This window comes from Telmatospirillum siberiense (assembly GCF_002845745.1).
Lineage (GTDB): Bacteria > Pseudomonadota > Alphaproteobacteria > Rhodospirillales > Magnetospirillaceae > Telmatospirillum > Telmatospirillum siberiense.
The window spans coordinates 72359-89355 of the sequence record NZ_PIUM01000008.1 but is presented as its reverse complement, the minus strand read 5'-3'; the positions used below and the strand labels follow the sequence as shown (position 1 = coordinate 89355).

General features: G+C 61.5%; 14 protein-coding genes and 1 tRNA gene. 6 read left to right on the top strand and 9 right to left on the bottom strand.

The features are described from left to right. Positions 1–5: 5 nt before the first annotated feature. The 3 genes from CWS72_RS09510 to CWS72_RS09500 all read right to left on the bottom strand — a co-directional run bounded on the left by CWS72_RS09510 (position 6) and on the right by CWS72_RS09500 (position 2306). The gene (locus CWS72_RS09510; RefSeq protein WP_101250358.1) at positions 6–563 is read right to left on the bottom strand and encodes a CHAP domain-containing protein; all 558 of its coding nucleotides are present in this window, start codon (positions 561–563) and stop codon (positions 6–8) included. A 248-nt stretch (positions 564–811) separates the two neighbouring features. Next, entirely contained in the window at positions 812–1642 is an 831-nt protein-coding gene (locus CWS72_RS09505; RefSeq protein ID WP_101250357.1) for a flagellin, read from the bottom strand. Between the two features lie 274 nt (positions 1643–1916). After that, positions 1917–2306, bottom strand: coding sequence for a YccF domain-containing protein (locus CWS72_RS09500; protein ID WP_101250356.1), 390 nt, complete (start codon positions 2304–2306; stop codon positions 1917–1919). 285 nt (positions 2307–2591) lie between these two features. Between CWS72_RS09500 and CWS72_RS09495 the strand changes: the two genes are divergently transcribed. Both CWS72_RS09495 and pdxA read left to right on the top strand, forming a co-directional pair. Continuing rightward, positions 2592–3827 carry a four-carbon acid sugar kinase family protein gene (locus tag CWS72_RS09495; protein WP_101250355.1) on the top strand — a complete coding sequence of 412 codons (1236 nt, stop codon included), beginning with the start codon at positions 2592–2594 and terminating at the stop codon, positions 3825–3827. A gap of 11 nt (positions 3828–3838) precedes the next feature. Continuing rightward, positions 3839–4834 carry a 4-hydroxythreonine-4-phosphate dehydrogenase PdxA gene (gene pdxA, locus CWS72_RS09490; RefSeq protein ID WP_101250354.1) on the top strand — a complete coding sequence of 332 codons (996 nt, stop codon included), beginning with the start codon at positions 3839–3841 and terminating at the stop codon, positions 4832–4834. 27 nt (positions 4835–4861) lie between these two features. Here the strand turns inward: pdxA and CWS72_RS09485 are convergent, their stop codons facing one another. Beyond that, a complete protein-coding gene (locus CWS72_RS09485) occupies positions 4862–5659 on the bottom strand; it encodes an ABC transporter substrate-binding protein (protein WP_101250353.1) in 798 nt (265 codons plus the stop codon). 17 nt (positions 5660–5676) lie between these two features. Beyond that, positions 5677–5750: transfer RNA gene (locus tag CWS72_RS09480), tRNA-Gly, on the bottom strand. 243 nt (positions 5751–5993) lie between these two features. Between CWS72_RS09480 and CWS72_RS09475 the strand changes: the two genes are divergently transcribed. From CWS72_RS09475 to CWS72_RS09465, 4 genes are all read left to right on the top strand, one after another. Beyond that, the gene (locus CWS72_RS09475) at positions 5994–6905 is read left to right on the top strand and encodes a lysophospholipid acyltransferase family protein (protein WP_241911655.1); all 912 of its coding nucleotides are present in this window, start codon (positions 5994–5996) and stop codon (positions 6903–6905) included. A 188-nt stretch (positions 6906–7093) separates the two neighbouring features. Further along, on the top strand, positions 7094–7546 hold the full coding sequence (locus CWS72_RS09470; RefSeq protein WP_101250352.1) for a MarR family winged helix-turn-helix transcriptional regulator: 453 nt from the start codon (positions 7094–7096) through the stop codon (positions 7544–7546). A 169-nt stretch (positions 7547–7715) separates the two neighbouring features. Continuing rightward, complete coding sequence (locus tag CWS72_RS27760) at positions 7716–7865, top strand: hypothetical protein (RefSeq protein ID WP_158240575.1); 150 nt, start codon at positions 7716–7718, stop codon at positions 7863–7865. Between the two features lie 244 nt (positions 7866–8109). Continuing rightward, complete coding sequence (locus CWS72_RS09465; protein WP_101250351.1) at positions 8110–8379, top strand: DUF3861 domain-containing protein; 270 nt, start codon at positions 8110–8112, stop codon at positions 8377–8379. 657 nt (positions 8380–9036) lie between these two features. On the opposite strand, the gene CWS72_RS09460 is transcribed toward CWS72_RS09465, so the two are convergent. From CWS72_RS09460 to CWS72_RS09445, 4 genes are all read right to left on the bottom strand, one after another. Beyond that, positions 9037–10770, bottom strand: a complete 1734-nt coding sequence (locus CWS72_RS09460; RefSeq protein WP_101250350.1) for an aminodeoxychorismate synthase component I — start codon at positions 10768–10770, stop codon at positions 9037–9039. A 194-nt stretch (positions 10771–10964) separates the two neighbouring features. Then, entirely contained in the window at positions 10965–12422 is a 1458-nt protein-coding gene (locus CWS72_RS09455) for an efflux transporter outer membrane subunit (protein WP_101250349.1), read from the bottom strand. Continuing rightward, a complete protein-coding gene (locus CWS72_RS09450; RefSeq protein WP_101250348.1) occupies positions 12409–13569 on the bottom strand; it encodes an efflux RND transporter periplasmic adaptor subunit in 1161 nt (386 codons plus the stop codon). The genes CWS72_RS09455 and CWS72_RS09450 overlap by 14 nt, the downstream gene beginning before the upstream one ends. Next, the gene (locus CWS72_RS09445; protein ID WP_101250347.1) at positions 13562–16750 is read right to left on the bottom strand and encodes an efflux RND transporter permease subunit; all 3189 of its coding nucleotides are present in this window, start codon (positions 16748–16750) and stop codon (positions 13562–13564) included. The genes CWS72_RS09450 and CWS72_RS09445 overlap by 8 nt, the downstream gene beginning before the upstream one ends. Positions 16751–16997: the final 247 nt, after the last annotated feature.

Sequence of the window (16997 nt, the reverse complement as noted above, 5' to 3'; positions counted from 1 at the left end):
ACCGATCATGGTGTTAGCGCGTCGATCTGTTCTATGTGATTGCTGAGCGGGTCGGTTTCCCAGGATTTGACGAGACGCGCCGCGCGCCAGGGATAGACGAATCCCCGCACCGCATAGACCGTCTGCCCGACATCGGCGGACGGTCCGTACCATACCCGAACCTGACTCCAGTCGTTGGCCGCCGAGACGTCGACAATGCGAACGCCATGTTCGATGGAGCCGCGCCGGCCACCCACTGGAGACCAGTTGGCGTGATCGACGAGAACGGTTCGGCGATCGATCTGGCGGGTGACCACCGCCAGATGGCCGAACCGCAGGCGGCCGCTTTTGGCGAAGACCATAACGGCTTTCGGCCAGGGCTGGCGTCCGCGGGCGTAGCGGTCGGCGGCGCCTTCCCACCATTGCCAGGCATTACCCCGCAAGGCCATCTGGGTGGTGTGTTCGACATACTGCACACAATTGATCGGGCTGGCGGCCGCAGTGCGCGGTGTGGTCAGGGCGCAGGCGATGGCAAGAAGGGCGAACAGGGCGAAACGCCATATGAAATGCGGGTATTTGGGCATCGGAACACCGGCTCTTGTCAGGAGGCTCTGGCCGGAAATCCAACTGGGGAAGCCGACCGCTGGGGCGATCTTGGAAGAGCGGGCGGGGGACGTATATGACGGCTGTCACTGAAACGGGATACGCTGCGATGAAACTGCTCGGGCCAGGCCGGCCGGTGCCGGTGGCGCCTGTCATTTTAGATGACAAGCGCCACCGGCGGAATTTTTTGCCTCCAGTTTCGGGAGGCTGGTCGGAGGGCTCCAGGCCCTTATGCCGCTTGGATCAACTTCAAGAGTTCCGACGGCAATTGCGAGGCCTGGGTCAAGGCGGCGACCGAGGCTTGTGTTTTCACGTCCATCGACGACAACTGCGACTTCACCGAGGCAACGTCGGCGTCGAGAACCACCGAGGCGGCCGCCGTGATGTTTTGCGTGTTGGTGGCGATGACCTGGCTGCTGAAAGAGAACTGAGATTCATAGGCACCGATCTTGGCGCGATCCTTGGTGATCGTATTGATCGCCGAGTTGATCTTGCTGATCGCCTGCAACGCCGTGGCCGCCGAGCTCACCGTCGAGCCGGTAGAACCCAGCAGGCCGGCGACGGAAACCGTGGCTACCGAAATGGTGATGAAGTTGGACGACAGGGTGCCGACGAGGAATTTCACGTTGCTGAGGAAGGAGCCGGAGAGCAGGGTCTTGCCGGCATAGGTGGTGCTGCTGACGATGCTGCTGATTTCGCTCTTGAGCTGCGTGTATTCCGTATTGATGTCTTCGGAACGCTGGCTGTTGGTGACCTGGCCGGACGCGGCCTCGGTGGCCAGCGCCATCATGCGCTGGAGGACGTTGCTGATCTGCGCCAGGGCGCCGTCGGCCGACTGCAGGATGGCCGTGCCCTGGGCGACGTTGGTCGCATTCTGGTTATAAACGGTGACGCTGGCCTGCAGCTGGGTACCGATGGCGAGACCGGCGGCATCGTCGGATGCCTGGACGATACGGGAGCCGCTGGCCAATTGGGAGAGAAGATTGGTTTCTTTGTTGGAGTTGTTGTTCAGGTAGTTCAGCGCGGAATTTGCCGCGTTGTTCGTTGAAATCACCGGCATTCTGACCCCCTTGACGGGTCTGGCCCGTTTCCATCGCAAAAAGGGTGAGTCCGCGCTCTCGAGAGCGGGCGTGATGGTGTAACGTTCGATGCTATGAAACCGGGCGGTGAATCTTCAGATTTTTTTAACTAATATTGAAATTTAGTTTACTCATGCCGGGGTGTGCGGAACGGGCGCGATTGCGCGATCCGCGCGCGGACGGTGGCTTAACGACAACGCGCGATGATGGGGATGGATCGATTTCGTCAGTTGGGGGGGGCAAATGCCCCGCGGGTCAGAATGCCCGGCGTCGGGGAGGGGTGGAAACCACCGTCGTTCCAACCGGGGCCAGGGTCATATAAGCCAGTTTGAGATGCGCCCAGGCGAACGGAATGCCGATGATCGTTACGGCCAAGCCGATGGCGAGGAGAAGATGTCCGAGCGCCAGCCACCAACCTGCCAGGATGAACCAGATGATATTGCCGGCCAGGCTGACCGGGGTGGGAGCTGTCTCGATCCTGCGGCCGAAGGGGAGCAGTGTATAGTCGGCGACTCGCAGCGCCGCCGGCGTCCAGGGAAGGCCGATGATGCTGATCGCCATCAGGAGCGCGGAGACTGCCCAGCCGAAAGCTGCCAAAAGGCCTCCGCCGAAAATCAGCCAGACAAGGTTGAGCAGAAAGGTCATCGCGGGCTCCAAAAGGCAGGCGGGCGGGGATGGCGTTCGGACCATAACAGAATCGGGCTGTTTGACGAAGCCTAACTCTCCTGCCGGTCATGACGGCGGCGATGGGAGGGGAAGCGAAGAGGGGAATGGTCTGACGATAAAATTTGCGTGATATGCGCAAAAATGATATCTATATGCACGAAGTTATCTTGTTCCTAATGGCTTTTTGCGCATTTTACGCATATCTTGCGAAGGTCCGATCCTGTTCATGTCCAATATCGGTGCCGTCGTTGAAAGGGCGAGTTTATGCCATCGCACTGGCTGATCCTGGCAGACGATCTGACTGGCGCCGCCGACTGCGCCATTGCCTTCGCCAAGCGTGGTCTCGACGCGATCGTCGCCTGGGGACCCGGAGCGAAGCCATGCGCCACCGTTTTGTCGATCGATGTCGATAGTCGCCGTTTTGGCGAAGGCGAGGCGGCGGAACGCCAGGTTGCCGCACTGGCCGATCATTGGCGGCCGGGAATGCATCTTTATAAAAAGATCGATTCCACGCTCAGGGGCCAGCCATTTGCCGAATTGGCCGCGCAATTGGCGGTCCTGCCTGTTTCGGATGATCGCCGGCCGCCCCTGGTGGTGTTGGCTCCGGCTTTTCCCGCCGCCGGTCGGGTCAGCGTGGGGGGGCGTGTGATGGTCGGCGATACCCCGCTGGAAAAGACCCCCCTTTGGGCTCGGGACCATAGCTATCCCAGTGCCCATTTGCCCGCCATTCTTGCCGGCGCGGGACTGACGGCCGACGTGGTCGCTCTCGATGTCGTTCGCTCCGGAGCCGAAAGGGTGCGGGATTGCATGCGGGCGGCGGATCAGCGGGGAGTGGCCGCCGTCGTTTGCGATTGTAGCGAGGATCGCGATCTCGCCGTGGTGGCCGTCGCCGCTCTTGGTCTATCGCGAGAACTGGTTTGGGTCGGTTCCGCCGGATTGGCGGGTGCCTTGGCGGCCATCGAGAAACCGGTTGCCGCCCCTCATCCGCCGCTTCCGCCCCGTCATGGCGGCGTTCTGATGGTGATCGGCAGTTTGGCGGAAGCTTCAAGGGCGCAATCCGCTTTGCTGGTCGCGGAGCAGCGGGTGGTTCATGTGCCGGTGGCGCCCGAGACCCTGTTCGCCGGTCCGGGCCACGCTTCGTGGGAAGCCGCCGTGGAAAAGCTTTCCTGGGGATTGCTCGCGGGGCGTGACGTTTTGTTGGAAATCGCCCTGGCGGAAAGCCCGGACCTTGCCAAGGGGGCCGATCTCGTTGGCCGTCTGGCCGAGATGGTGGGGCCGCTGGCTCCCTCGATCGGAGCTCTGGTCGCCACCGGCGGCGATACGGCTTGCGCGGTTCTGTCTCGCATGGGTGTCCAGGGTATTCGCCTGCTCGATGACGTCGAGCCGGGGGTGCCCCTTGGGATGACCTTGTCCGAATACTCTATTCCCGTTGTCACGAAGGCCGGTGGCTTCGGCGAGGCGATGACGCTTCGCCGGTGCCTGGATCGCTTGAAAAGCTGAAGGAGAGCAGCATGTCCCGTCCCATCATCGCCATCACCATGGGAGATCCTGCCGGCGTCGGTCCGGAAATCATCATGCGGAGTCTCGCCCATGGCGAGGTTTATGACGCCTGCCGGCCGTTGGTCGTCGGCGACGCCAATCGATTGAGAGCGGCGGCCCGTATCGTCGATTCGACGCTCGACGTTCATGCCGTTTCCCGTCCGGATGAAGCCGAATTCAAATCGGGGATCGTCGATGTGATCGATCTCGGGTTGGTCCCCGACGATCTGCCGTTCGGTGCGGTTTCGCCGGTCGCCGGAGAGGCCGCCTATCGCTATATCGAACGCGCCTGCCGTCTGGTGGTGGAAGGGGGCGCCGACGCCATCTGCACGGCGCCGATCAGTAAGGAGGCGCTGCATGCCGCGGGTCATCGCTATCCCGGGCATACCGAATTGCTGGCCCACCTGACCGGCACGCCGGAAGTCTCCATGATGCTGACGGCCCCCCGGCTCAGGGTGATTCACGTCACCACTCATATCGGTCTCCTGGATGCCATCGCCCGGATCAACGCCGGTCTGGTGGAACGGACCATCCGGCGCGGCCACGAGACCCTGATCAAGGCGGGCATCGCCGATCCCCGCATCGGCGTCTGCGCCATCAATCCCCATGCCGGCGAGAACGGCCTGTTCGGCCACGGCGAAGAGGCGGAAAAGATCGCGCCGGCGATCGCCGCCACCCGTGCCGAAGGCTGGAAGGTCGAGGGGCCGTTGCCGGCGGATACGCTTTTCTTCCGGGCGGCCCGTGGCGATTTCGATCTGGTGGTCGCCATGTACCATGACCAGGGGCATGGACCGATCAAGGTTTTCGGGATCGAGGCCGGGGTCAACATCACCGTCGGACTGCCGGTGGTGCGTACCTCCGTCGATCATGGCACCGCCTTCGATATCGCCGGCAAGGGCATCGCCGACGAGCGCAGCCTGCTGGAAGCATTGAGGCAGGCCATCGAGTTGGCGCCTAAAAGAGACTGATTTTCGAATCCACCCGGCGCGAGGCCGTCAGCGGCTCATCGCCGGGGCAACCGTGGCGTCGTCCTGGCCGCTGGCGGCTAACGCCCGGGCGACGAAGCCGGAAGCTTTCATTTCCTCGATGAAAGCCTGCAGATAGGCGGCGGCGGCGGTCCGGCCCCTGGGTGTGCCCATGGCTTGTTCGATGGCCATGAATCGGCCGGGAATGACGCGCAAGCCCGGCTCTTTGGAGGCAGCTTCGACCAGCGGCTGCTTGACCCCCGCCGCGGCCTCCAGCTTTTCGCTTTGGAAAAGCCCGATGGCCGCCGCCGAGGTGGGGGCGCGCACCAGCTGTGCTAATTTCAACGTTCTGCTGAGGTAAAGATCGTAGGCGCTGCCCCGTCCCACGGCAATACGGATGCCGGAACGGTCGAAATCGCCGATGGACGTCAAGGTCGAGTCGGCCGGCACCAGATAGGTGCCTTCGATCATCACATAGGGCGGTGTGAACTCGATTTCGCTGGCGCGGACCGGATCGATGGCCAGGAAGGCGACATCCCAGGCGTTGGTTTTCAGGGCGTCGAACACCTTGCCCGCCCCGTCGAAGGTGACGAAGTCGAGTTGCACATCCAGGCGTTTAGCCAGCTCCCGCGCCAAGTCGACCGAAATACCTCGCGGCTGGCCGCTATCGGGATCCTTCTGGGCCAGGACCGGATTGCCGAAATTGATGGCTGCCCGCAAACGTCCACCGGGTGCCAAGGCGGCGACGACCTCGGGCGGTTCGGACGCACCGGCCCTGCCCGGCAGGCAGGACAGGACAATGGCGAGAAGAGTGAGGATTTTTGCCATGCGGGCACTCGGGTGGTTGGAGCGGGCTACGGGACTCGAACCCGTTTATCCAGCTTGGAAGGCTGGTGCACAACCCATATGCCAAGCCCGCGACGCCGATCAGTCTATCTCAAGGACGAGCGGAAAGCGCATAGGGAAAATGGGCGGAGGCGGCTATAATGAGAGATCGGTTTCATTTTGTCGCCCCAAACGCTCAAACGGACGAGTCTCGCTTCTCCGGTGTCGAGAATGCGCTCGCCAGGCGGGGGCGGATCTGAGCAAACTGCGGATAGCCCGCCCGTCCGCCCAAACGGAGGCCAGATCGCTTTGATTGGGACTTTTGGAGGGCAAGTTTTTGCCTGATCCCGCAATACCCGCCAGGCAGCCGTTCACCATCCCGACCGTTCGTCAAAGAGCGGAGGCTTTGGGCGCCTACGCCGGTTGGTATCTGTTCGCCATCCTTCCCCTCGACTGGGCCTCGGCTCTCGGGGGATGGCTGGCCCGCACCATCGGGCGTCATCTGAAGGCCAATGATGTGGCGCGCCGCAGTCTGCACCTGACCTTTCCCGAGATGACGGAGGATGAGATCACCATCATCGCGGCCGAGGTTTGGGACAACCTGGGACGGGTGGTCGGTGAATTTCCGCATTTGCAACAGATCGTCGAGCAGCGGCTGGAGATTATCGGCGCCGAGCATGTCGAGGCCATGCGAACCGATGGAAAGCCGGGCATTTTGATCACCGCTCATTTCGGTGGCTGGGAGTTGTCGGGCTCGATCGCCAAACATCTGGGTTTGCCCGTCCATGTCGTTTACCGGGCTTCCAACAATCCCTGGGTGGAAAATCTGGTTCTCAAGGGGCGGGGTATCGCCGCCGAGGGGTTCATCGCCAAGGGTGCCAAAGGGGCGCGCAAGGCCCTCACGGTTCTTAAGGCGGGTGGTCATCTCGGCATGCTGGTCGACCAGAAGATGAACGATGGAATCTCTGTTCCCTTCATGGGGCGGGACGCCATGACAGCGCCGGGCGTTGCCCATTTCGCCCTCAAATTCCATTGTCCCGTGGTGCCGGGACGGATCGAGCGGTTACCGCACTCCCGTTTCCGCGTTATCTTCGAACCCGCCCTCGCCCTGCCTTCAAGCGGCGACAGCGGCCGTGACGCGCGGGAAATGATGGGGACCATCAACCAGATTATCGAGCGGTGGGTGCGCGAACGGCCGGGGCAATGGCTCTGGCTTCACCGTCGTTGGCCGAAAGAACCATCGGCTTGAGCCCAACCCGGGCGTATTTGCCGCCGGCGTTGTTTCTTGCGATTCCGATATCTTAATCCCGTCCAGCCGACATCCCTGCGCTTCCGTCCCGGGATGGGGGGGCGTGGGGATGTCTCTTGACAGCATAAGATGCGTTATGACAATATCTGCCTAGGCAGATATTTTGGTCTGTTCGTCCTGGTGATGATATGAGCGCGTCGTCCATCGATACGGTTGAAACCCTGGAGAGCAACGTCGGCCGGCTATTGGCCGATGTTGTCGCGATGCTGGATCGCTCCATCGATGTTCGGGCAAAAAAAATTGGCATCAGCGGGCCCCAATGGGTGGTTCTGATGCGAATTGCCAGTGGAGCGGGGGGGACGGCTGCCGAATTGTGCCGAGCCATCGGTTACGACAGTGGGTCGATGACCCGCATGTTGGACCGGCTGGTGAATCTCGATCTGATTCGCAGGGAAAGATGCGATCGCGATCGTCGGGTCGTTCGTCTGTTCCTGACGGAAACCGGCAAGAAATTGTACAAGGATCTTCGTCCGATAGCCGTCGATGTCCTTGGGGAACATTTGGAAGGATTTTCTCATCAGGAAATCGGTCAGTTGACGGGATTCCTTCAGCGGATACTGAGGAATGGTGGAGGGAGCTAGTTTTTTTTGAGTAAATACCTGCTTAGGCTGTGACAGCTGTAACAGTTTTTAGGAAGTGCCGTGGATTATGGGGTTCTGCATATCATCGTGCCGCCGGTGCGAATGTTTATAATATTTAATATATTTATTGATTTTTATTTTCTCAATTTTTGATTTAACGGAGGTTGCTATGAATAAAAATCTTTTGAAGTATTGTGTTTTTATCATGGCTGCTTTTGTCGTTGCTTGTACGGCGCAACCAGAAATGGTGGGGGCAAAAGGCGGTGCCGCCGCTGTCGGTGAGCACACGAATGCCGCCGCCTATGGCGGGGGGCGGTAGTTTGCGAAAAAAAGGGAGCGCTGTGCTTCCGATGGAATGACGGCGAGGCGCGGCAACTTTGATTGCCGCATGCTTTCGTCCCGGCAAAGGGCACCTTGATCCCACCCGCGAGGTGCCCGGTTCGGCCCCAGTCGCTCCCCATATCAGCATATGGTGACTGGGGCCGAACGCTATATGTCGCGCGTATCTTGCTCGATTGTTTCGGGAAATCGGAGTGGGATGATAATGGATTGGAGAAATATTAATGAAGTATCAATATCATGTGACTATTTCTGAAGTCAGTCCGGAGAAAGAAGGCGGAGGAAATGTGGAGTTTGACTTTCCGAGTCACGATAATCTCCTGGAAATTATCGAGAAAATGAACAAAAAGAATTTTTTCTCAGAGGATGAGGTTCGGGCTTTTTGTGTCGGCCTGAAATTGTTCTCCGGTGTTATGCTGGCTCATCGTGATCATCCCCTTTTTGCCGATTTTTCTCAGTCCTTCGGGCTGTTTATGAAGAAGCTCAAATCGTGACGCGATAAAAAAGCCCCCTGGTTGGGGGCGTCATAAGCCGAGGATTTCGAAATAGCGGCACGGCGCTGGAGCAGGCCCCGGCGGATCGCGTTGTCTTCAGATGCCGGCAATGCGCCGGGAATCCAGACACTGTACGGAACCGGCCTCGAACTCTCTGCAGTCGTTGGGCCGATCGGCATAAATGTTACACCGGCAACGTTCCCCGACGCGGCCGCGGAAGGCAGTGCAGACGGTATCGGCGATATTCGAGGTCTGAGAATTCTCACGATTTTCCGTTGCGCCGCTTCCGGCATGGGCGCAGCACGCACCACATTCCTCACAATTCACCGATCAAAATCCTTCAGTTTGTTTTGTCGCAAATGGCAGGCCTTAAGGCCGACCAAAACTTATGGGCAGGCAAGATGAGGGGTAACCATGAACCTCGTTTCCGTTTCGCTGGTGCCCGGGTGGCACCCGGAAGCGACAAGGGCCTCGGCGCATTGCGTCGAGGCCCTTGTCGTCGTCGGCTCGTCGGGGCCGATGACGACCGGAATTGCATCTGCGTTATTACCCTACCCCGGGGCGGTTGGCGAGTGCCGAAACGCGACGAAGCCACGAAAGTACCGGCATTGGACCCGTGAACCGAGCCTTCGTTGAAAGACGAGGCCGTCGCGGTTTTTATCCGGGCGGGCCATGGCCACCAAAACCGGCCATGGCGGCCTGGGGCTCTGCTCGGATCAATCCACGGAGAGAGTTTCCGAACCATATTTGCTCCGAGCGTTCGATATCCGCGATCCTCAGAACCGCTTCCCGGCAGCGGCCGGAAGCCAGCATCTCCTCGCGCAGGCAGCCGTTCAGGAGTCCGGCCGTGGCGGCTGGGGTCAACCACGCCCCGTCAATGACCAAAAAGACATTGCTGCGGCTTCCCTCGCAAATCTCGTCTCTTTCGTTCAGGAACAGGACCTCGTCGCATCCGGAGAGCCGCAACTCTTCATCATAAAGCTCGCGCCAGTCGGTTTTATGGCGGAGGAAAGGGTCCGAACTGTCCACCCGGCGGGTGGAAATCCGGAAATGCCAAACGTCCTGGCTTACCGGCAAATTGCCGGTGGAAACGGATATGCACCCGTCCTCTTGGAGCACGAGTCTCACCCGCCCCTCGCCGGCGGCGGCTGCCGTCTTTTCAGCGGTGGCCCGATCAAAGGGGATGTCAAACCAGGCCGCGCTGTTTTGCATGCGGTCGAGATGTCGGTCGATTCCGTGGCGACCACGCAGGGTTTCGATGAGCGCCACCGGATGGCGCGCGCGTTCAAAATAGCGCGCCTTGAGCAAGCATTCCTCATATTCGGCGTCGCATTGCGAATCGGCGACCAATGCCCCGCCGACACCGATCTCTCCGTATCCGTCCGAAAGGGTCATGGTCCGAATGGCGACATTGAAACAGGCGCTGCCATCGGGGGCGAAATGGCCAATGGCGCCACAATAGGCGCCGCGCGGGCTTTGCTCCGTCGCGGCGATGATCTCCATGGCGCGTATTTTCGGCGCGCCGGTGACGGAACCGCTGGGGAACAGGGCGGCGAGGATCCGATCGATGCCCAACCGAGGCGGAATCTTCGCGGTCACGGTCGAAACCATCTGATGGATCGTGGGATAGGTCTCAATATCGAACAGGCTGGGCACCCGCACGCTCGGGACCTTGGCGATGCGTGTCAAATCGTTGCGGAACAGATCGACGATCATAAGATTTTCCGCCCGATCCTTCTCGCTTGCAGCCAATTCGGCACGCGCCGCCCGGTCGGTCTCGTCGTCTTCGCCGCGAGCCTTGCTGCCCTTCATCGGTCTCGTCGTTATCGTTCCGTCGGAAGCGAGTTCGAAAAAGAGCTCCGGCGAGACGCTGATGATTTGAAACTCTTTTGCATCGATGTAGGCCCCGTGGGCGGCACCGGCATGCTTGCGAAGATCATGGAAGAGAGCGCGAGGGTCGCCGATGAAACGAAAGCGCCCGCGCATGCTGAGATTGGCCTGATAAATGTCGCCGGCCTTGATCCATTCGGCGACGCGGACAAAGCGGCTGCCATAGTCCGCCCTCTTCCATTCCCAGCGGATCGGGCCGGCATAAGCTTTGCCCTTCTGCCACAGCGTGTCGCCGGTATGATATTGCGCCGGCCCGGCGAAGATCTCGAACCACAGGAGCGGGATGCCCCGTTGCTCCGGCAATAGCCGGAGCAAGCGGTCTTCCAACACATAACCAAGTTCGTAGCTGAAGAAGCCGGCCAGATATTCGCCCCTATCCAGTGCCGATGCCATGGCCGCAACGGCGGGGAGAACCTCTTCCTGCTTGTCGGCGCGGATAATCCCGATTGGTTCGGCGAATACCGAAGACTGTTCCGTGATGGCGTTGTCGAAAACGATCATGACGGAAGATTGACGATTGCTCCATCCATGTCAAATGGCAGCCACGGGCGCGAGGCCGGAAACCATTCCAGACGCTTTCGCGGGTCCGCCATCGGCCAACACGCCCCAACGCTGACCTGCTTCCGGAAAATTTGCCCAGGCTTTGCCGGAGCCCGTCCTCCATCTGGGGAAGTCGAATATGAAGGACGATCGGCTCACGGAAGAGCAGATCGTTGGGCTCTTGACGGAGCAGGAGTCCGGTCCGCTTCCGGGTCGGCGTGGTAACCCCCTCCCAATGCACGTACCGTATCGGTGGCGATCTTGAGCTGTTGGCTGTGCAGGTCGAGGAGCGCTCTTTCGGCGTCGAGCGCGGCGGTTTGCGCGGTAACCACCTCAAGATAGTTCGCCGCGCCGTCGCGATAGCGGGTCAGAGCAAGATCGCGAGTGCGTTCGGCCGCGGCCGCGGCGTCGCGCTGGTTGCGTTCCTGATCGGCGTAATGCCGCGTTGTCGCAAGATCGTCTTCCACCTCGCGGAAGGCTGTCAGTACGGTCTGTCGATAATCGGCGACGGTCAGGTCGTATTGCGCCTGCGTCACATCGACGTTGGCTCGGTTCGCGCCACCGTCGAAGAGCGGAAATGTCGCGGCGAGCGGTCCGAGCGACCAGAAGCCGTTCGAGGAATCGAGCAGATTGCCATGGATTGATTGGAAGCCGCCGGCCACGCCCAGCGTGATCTTGGGATACATCGCCGCGCGGGCGACGCCGATCTGGGCATTTGCCGCCGCCACGCGCCGTTCCGCCGCGGCGACGTCGGGTCTGCGCTCGAGCAGGGTGGAGGGTATCCCAACCGGAATTCGCGGTGGCGAGGGCTGTGCGTCCGAGACCGCGAGCGCGAAGCGCGACGGCACGTCGCCCAGCAGCACGGCAATGGCATGTTCGTCCCGCGCGCGCTGACCGATGACCGCGTCAAGTTCCGCCTTGGCGGTCGAAAGCTGCGTTTGTGCGCGGCTGATGTCGACGCTCGATGCGATGCCGCCCGAATGTCGCGTGTCGGTCAGATCATAAGCGCGCTGATAGGCCTCGACGGTTTCCCGCAGCAGCACGGTCCGTGCGTCGAGCCCGCGCAAGTCGAAATAGGCGCTGGCGAGCTGCGCCTGCAGTCCGAGCCGGACCGCTGCCAGGTCGGACTGCGCCGCTTGGGCGCTCGTTTCGCTGGCGAGCACCGAATTGCGGACGCGGCCGAACAGGTCGAGTTCGTAGCTGAGCGAAGGACCGACGGCGACGTTGTTGTAGGTGACGGCCGCACCCGCCGTGAGCGGCCTGCCGGCGGAGACCCTGCTCCGTCCCACCTGGGCGCCCATGTCGATCTCAGGCAAAAGCGCCGCGCCGTTGCGATCGACGAGGGCGGAAGCCTGGGCGTAGCGCGCGGTCGCGGCAGCCAGGCTGGGGTTGCCCGCTTCGATCTTTTCCTCAAGACCGTTCAGAATCTGGTCGCCGAACATCTCCCACCATTTTCCCGTCGGCGGGACGTCGGTACCGGCCTGCTGCCATGGGCCGAGTTCCTTATAGGCTGCACCCGTCTCCACGGGGGGGCGGGCATAATCGGGGGCCATCGAGCATCCGGCCAACGCCATCAGCCCCACCAGCGTCAGCGCCGTTTTAGTCCGCGGCATGGACCGTCCCCTCCGCATCGCTCACCACCCGAACCGCATCGCCGTTCTGCAGTGAATCCGGCGGATTGTCGATCACCGCGTCTTTTGCTGTCAGGCCGGCGACGATTTCAACGAACTTACCCTGGTCGCGCCCCAGTGTGACGGACTGCAATGTCGCCTTTCCGTTCTTATCAATCAGCGCGACTTGCGGTCCCCGTTCGCCAATCAGCAGCGCGCTGGGCGGCAGGGTCACGGTATTATCTGTTTTCTTGAGCGGGAAACTGGCTTGGGCATAGGCGCCCGGCTTGAGCACCAAATCGGCGTTGACCGCTTCAAGCTCGACCAGCAACGTGCCCGAAACCGGGTCGACGGCACGCGCCGTTCGCGTGAGCTTTGCCGGGAATATGCGCCCGGCATATTCGGGCAATGTCAGCTTGACCTCCATTCCCGGATGGACCTCGGCGGAATAAAGCTGGGGTACGCGCACGGAAGCGCGGATGCGGCTGATGTCGGCGATGGTGAAGAGCGGCGTGGCCGAGGCGCTGCCGGCCGTAACCAGCGCGCCGATTTCGGCCGAGCGGCTGGTCACGATGCCGTCGAAGGGGGCAACGAGCCGGGTGAAGCCGGTGAGCGCCTCGAGCCGCGCGACGTTGGCGCGGGCAGCGTTGGTCACGGCCGTCTTCGCCGCCAGATCACCGAGCTTTTCGTCGGTTTCCTGTTTCGACACGGCATCCTTGGCCAGCATGTTGCTCCAGCGCGCCGCGGTGGAGCCGGCCAGTTGCTGGTTGGCCTGCGCCGTTTGCAGGTCGGCGTGGGCCTGGGCGAGCTGCTGATCGACTTCGGGTGCGTCGAGTAGCGCCAGCAGTTGGCCGCGGTGCACGGTATCGCCGATATCGACCTGCCATTGACGAACATAACCCGACGTGCGGGCAAAGATGGGGGCGCTGTTCAATGCCTGAAGGCTGGCGGGCAGATTCAGCGCATTTCCCGCCACGGCCGGCGTCGGATGGATGAGCGAGACGTTCGGCACCGCCTGCTCGGTGGTCCAGGTCGCGAGCTCGCGTTCGCTGTGAACGCGATTCGTGATCCCGCTTCCCACCACGGCCAGTGCGGCGACGGCGACGATCGCGCCGGTCAGTTTGAGCCGGCTTTTACCCTGTTCAGACATGAGCTTTCTCCAGATTTCTGTCTTCGGCCGCATCGGGCGCGCCGGCCTTGCGCCGATGGGCAAGGCTGAAGATGACGGGGACAAACATCAGGGTCGCGAATGTGGCGACGATCAGGCCGCCGATGACGGCGCGCCCCAACGGTGCGTTCTGCTCGCCGCCATCGCCCAAGCCCATGGCCATGGGCAGCATGCCGATGATCATGGCGAGCGCGGTCATGAGGACGGGACGAAAGCGTGCGAGTCCGGCTTGGTGCGCGGCGATGGTCGCGTTACCGACGTCGGCGAGCCGTTCGCGGGCGAAGCTGACGACCAGGATCGAATTGGCGGTCGCCACGCCCATGCACATGATCGCGCCGATCAGCGCGGGGACCGACAGCGTGGTGCCGGTGGTGAACAGCATCCAGACGATGCCGGCAAGCGCTCCCGGCAGGGCGGTGATGATGACGAACGGATCGAGCCAGCTCTGGAAATTGACGACGATCAGCAGGTAAATCAGCACGATCGCTCCGACCAGACCGAAGGCAAGACCCGAAAAAGCGGTGTTCATTGTGGCGTATTGGCCGCGCAGCACGGCCGTCGTTCCCTTCGGCGCCTCGGCCTGGAGGTCCTGAAGGACTTTGCCGATATCTTTGGCGACCGCGCCCAGATCGCGCCCGGTGGGGGTCGCGAAGATGTTGATGACGGGCGTGATATTGTAGTGGGAGGCGACGGCCGCGGAATTGGCCCGCACGATGTTGCCGATACCGCCGAGCAGTTGGGACGTGCCGGTGCCCGCGCCGGTGACCGGGAGATTGGCAAGATCCTCCATCGATCCGACGCGATATTCGGGTGTTTGCGCCACCACGGGGTATGAGACGCCGTTCTGCGGATTGAGAAAGAAGACCGGCGCGGTTTGCGACGTGCCGGCGAGTGAACTGGCGACGCTGGTGGTCACGTCACGCTCGGTCAGGCCCAGTTGGCCGATCCGGCTGCGGTCGATCGTCACGTTGATCTGCGGATAGCGCGACGATTGCTGTATGCGTGCGTCGGCCACACCCGGAATGCTCGCAATGCGGCGCAGGATTTTGCGCGCGAAGGCCTCGCCGCCCTTGGCGTCACGCCCCAGGATCTGGATGTCGATCGGGGCGGGCGCTCCGAAATTGAGGATCTGGCTGGTCATGTCGGCGGGCAGGAATGAGAATTGCGTGGCCGGAAAGGCCTTGGGAAGTTCCTCGCGCAGTTTGCGGATATAGTCGTCGGTCGGCGCATGGCCTTCGGCCAGCTGGATCATGATGTCGCCGTCCTGCGGGCCGATCGTGCCCGAATTATTGTAGACCGAATTGATGATGCTGTTCGGCATGCCGATGTTGTCGACCATCGAGACCAGCTCGCCTGGTGGAATGATCTGGCGGATACGTCTGGCAACGCGATCGAACTGCGCCGATGTCTCTTCAATGCGAGATCCGATCGGGGCGCGGACATGCAGCGTGATGGAACCGGCATCGACGGAGGGAAAAAAATTCTGCCCCAGGAATGGCAACAGCAGGAAGGACAGCCCGACGATCGCCAGGAACCCCAGCACAAAGGGTTTCGGCGATGAAAGCGCCTTTTCGAGCAGTTGGCCATATCGGGCATGGATGCGCTCGAAGCGCTCTTGGAATCCGCGCTGGAAGCGGGCCAACGGGTTCCGCGATTCCGGCTTGCCGGTGTCGTCGGCCGCGTGCGGCTTGAGCAGATACATCGCCATCGTCGGCACCAAGGTGCGCGAGAGCAGGAAGGAGGCGATCATCGCGAAGACGACCGCCAGCGCCAAGGGTACGAACAGGAAGCCCGACACCCCGGGCAGGAAGAACATCGGCACGAAGACGATGCAGATGCAGAGCAGGGAAACAAACGCCGGTGTTACGATCTGCTGCGCGCCGTCGAGGATCGCCTGGTGTACCTTCTTTCCCTGTTCGAGGTGCCAGTTGATGTTTTCGATCGTCACCGTCGCGTCGTCGACCAGAATGCCGACCGCGAGGCTGAGGCCGCCCAGCGTCATCAGATTGAGCGTGTTGCCCGTCGCCGACAGCCCGATGATCGCCGCGAGAATCGCCAGCGGAATCGAGATGGCGATGATCACGGTCGAGCGCCAGGACCCAAGGAATAAGAGAATCATCAGCGAGGTCAGGGCTGCGGCGATCACGCCTTCGCCGACCACGCCTTTGACCGCGGCCTTGACGAACAGCGACTGGTCGCCGATCGGCACGATCTTGAGGGCATCGGGCAGTGTCAATTGAATCCTGGGCAATGCGTCCTTGATCCCCTGGACGATCGAGAGAGTGGACGTCGCGCCGATCTTCAGGATCGTCATCGCCACCGAGCGTCCACCGTCGACATGGACGACATTGGTCTGCGGCGCCGTTCCGTCACGCACATGGGCCACGTCGCGCATGGTGATCGTGGCTCCGTTCACCACCTTTACGGGGAGATCGTTGAGCTGCTCGACCGATCCAGGGGCGTTGTTGAGCTGCACGGCATATTGATAGCTGCCGATCTTGACGAAGCCGGCCGGGGTGATCTGCGTCTGCGCGGCGATGGCATTGCCGACATCCTGCGCCGACAAGCCTTTCGACTGCAGGGCCAAGGGATCGATATCGATCTGAATCTGGCGCTGGCTTCCGCCATAGGGAGCTGGAAGCGCCGCGCCGGGAATGGTCACCAGCGTCGGGCGAATTTGGTTCATCGCCAGATCGAACATCTGTCCCTCGGACAGACCTTTTCCGGAGAGCGCGAGCTGCAGCACCGGAACGGTCGAAGCGTCATAGTTCAAGATGAGGGGCGGGGAAATGCCGGGCGGCAACTGGCGCAGCATGGTCTGCGAAACGGACGTCACCTGAGCGGTCGCGGTCGGAATGTCGGCACCGGGCTGGAAGAAAATTTTCACGATGCCCATGCCGTTCAGGGACTGGCTCTCGATATGTTCGATATCGTTGACCGTGCTTGTCAGCGCGCGCTCATAAGGCGAAATGATGCGCCCCTCCATGTCCGAAGGTGCGAGCCCCGTGTAGGTCCAGGCGATCGCGATGACCGGAATCCGAATGCCGGGGAAGATGTCCACCGGCGCGCGGATCGCGGCGAGCACGCCCAGGATCAGGATGAGAATCGCCATGACCACGAAGGTCAGCGGACGGGAGAGGGCCGTTCGAACGATTCCAATCACTTGCAAGAGCTCCACCAGAGCCCGCCGGCAAGCCGATCGTTTAACGTCACCATCTGCAAGGGGCGCACTCCTACGAACAGTCCGCCATTCCTTTTTCGCCCATAGCGAAAAGCTGGCAGAGGTTTCACAACATTCTTGAGACGTGAATGACGACGAAGCGTTGTTCGTCGGCTCCCATTTGCCGGCAGGGTTCACCGCCGACTGTTACCGAACATTTAGCAGGAGAGACTGCAGGCGATTAGCCGTC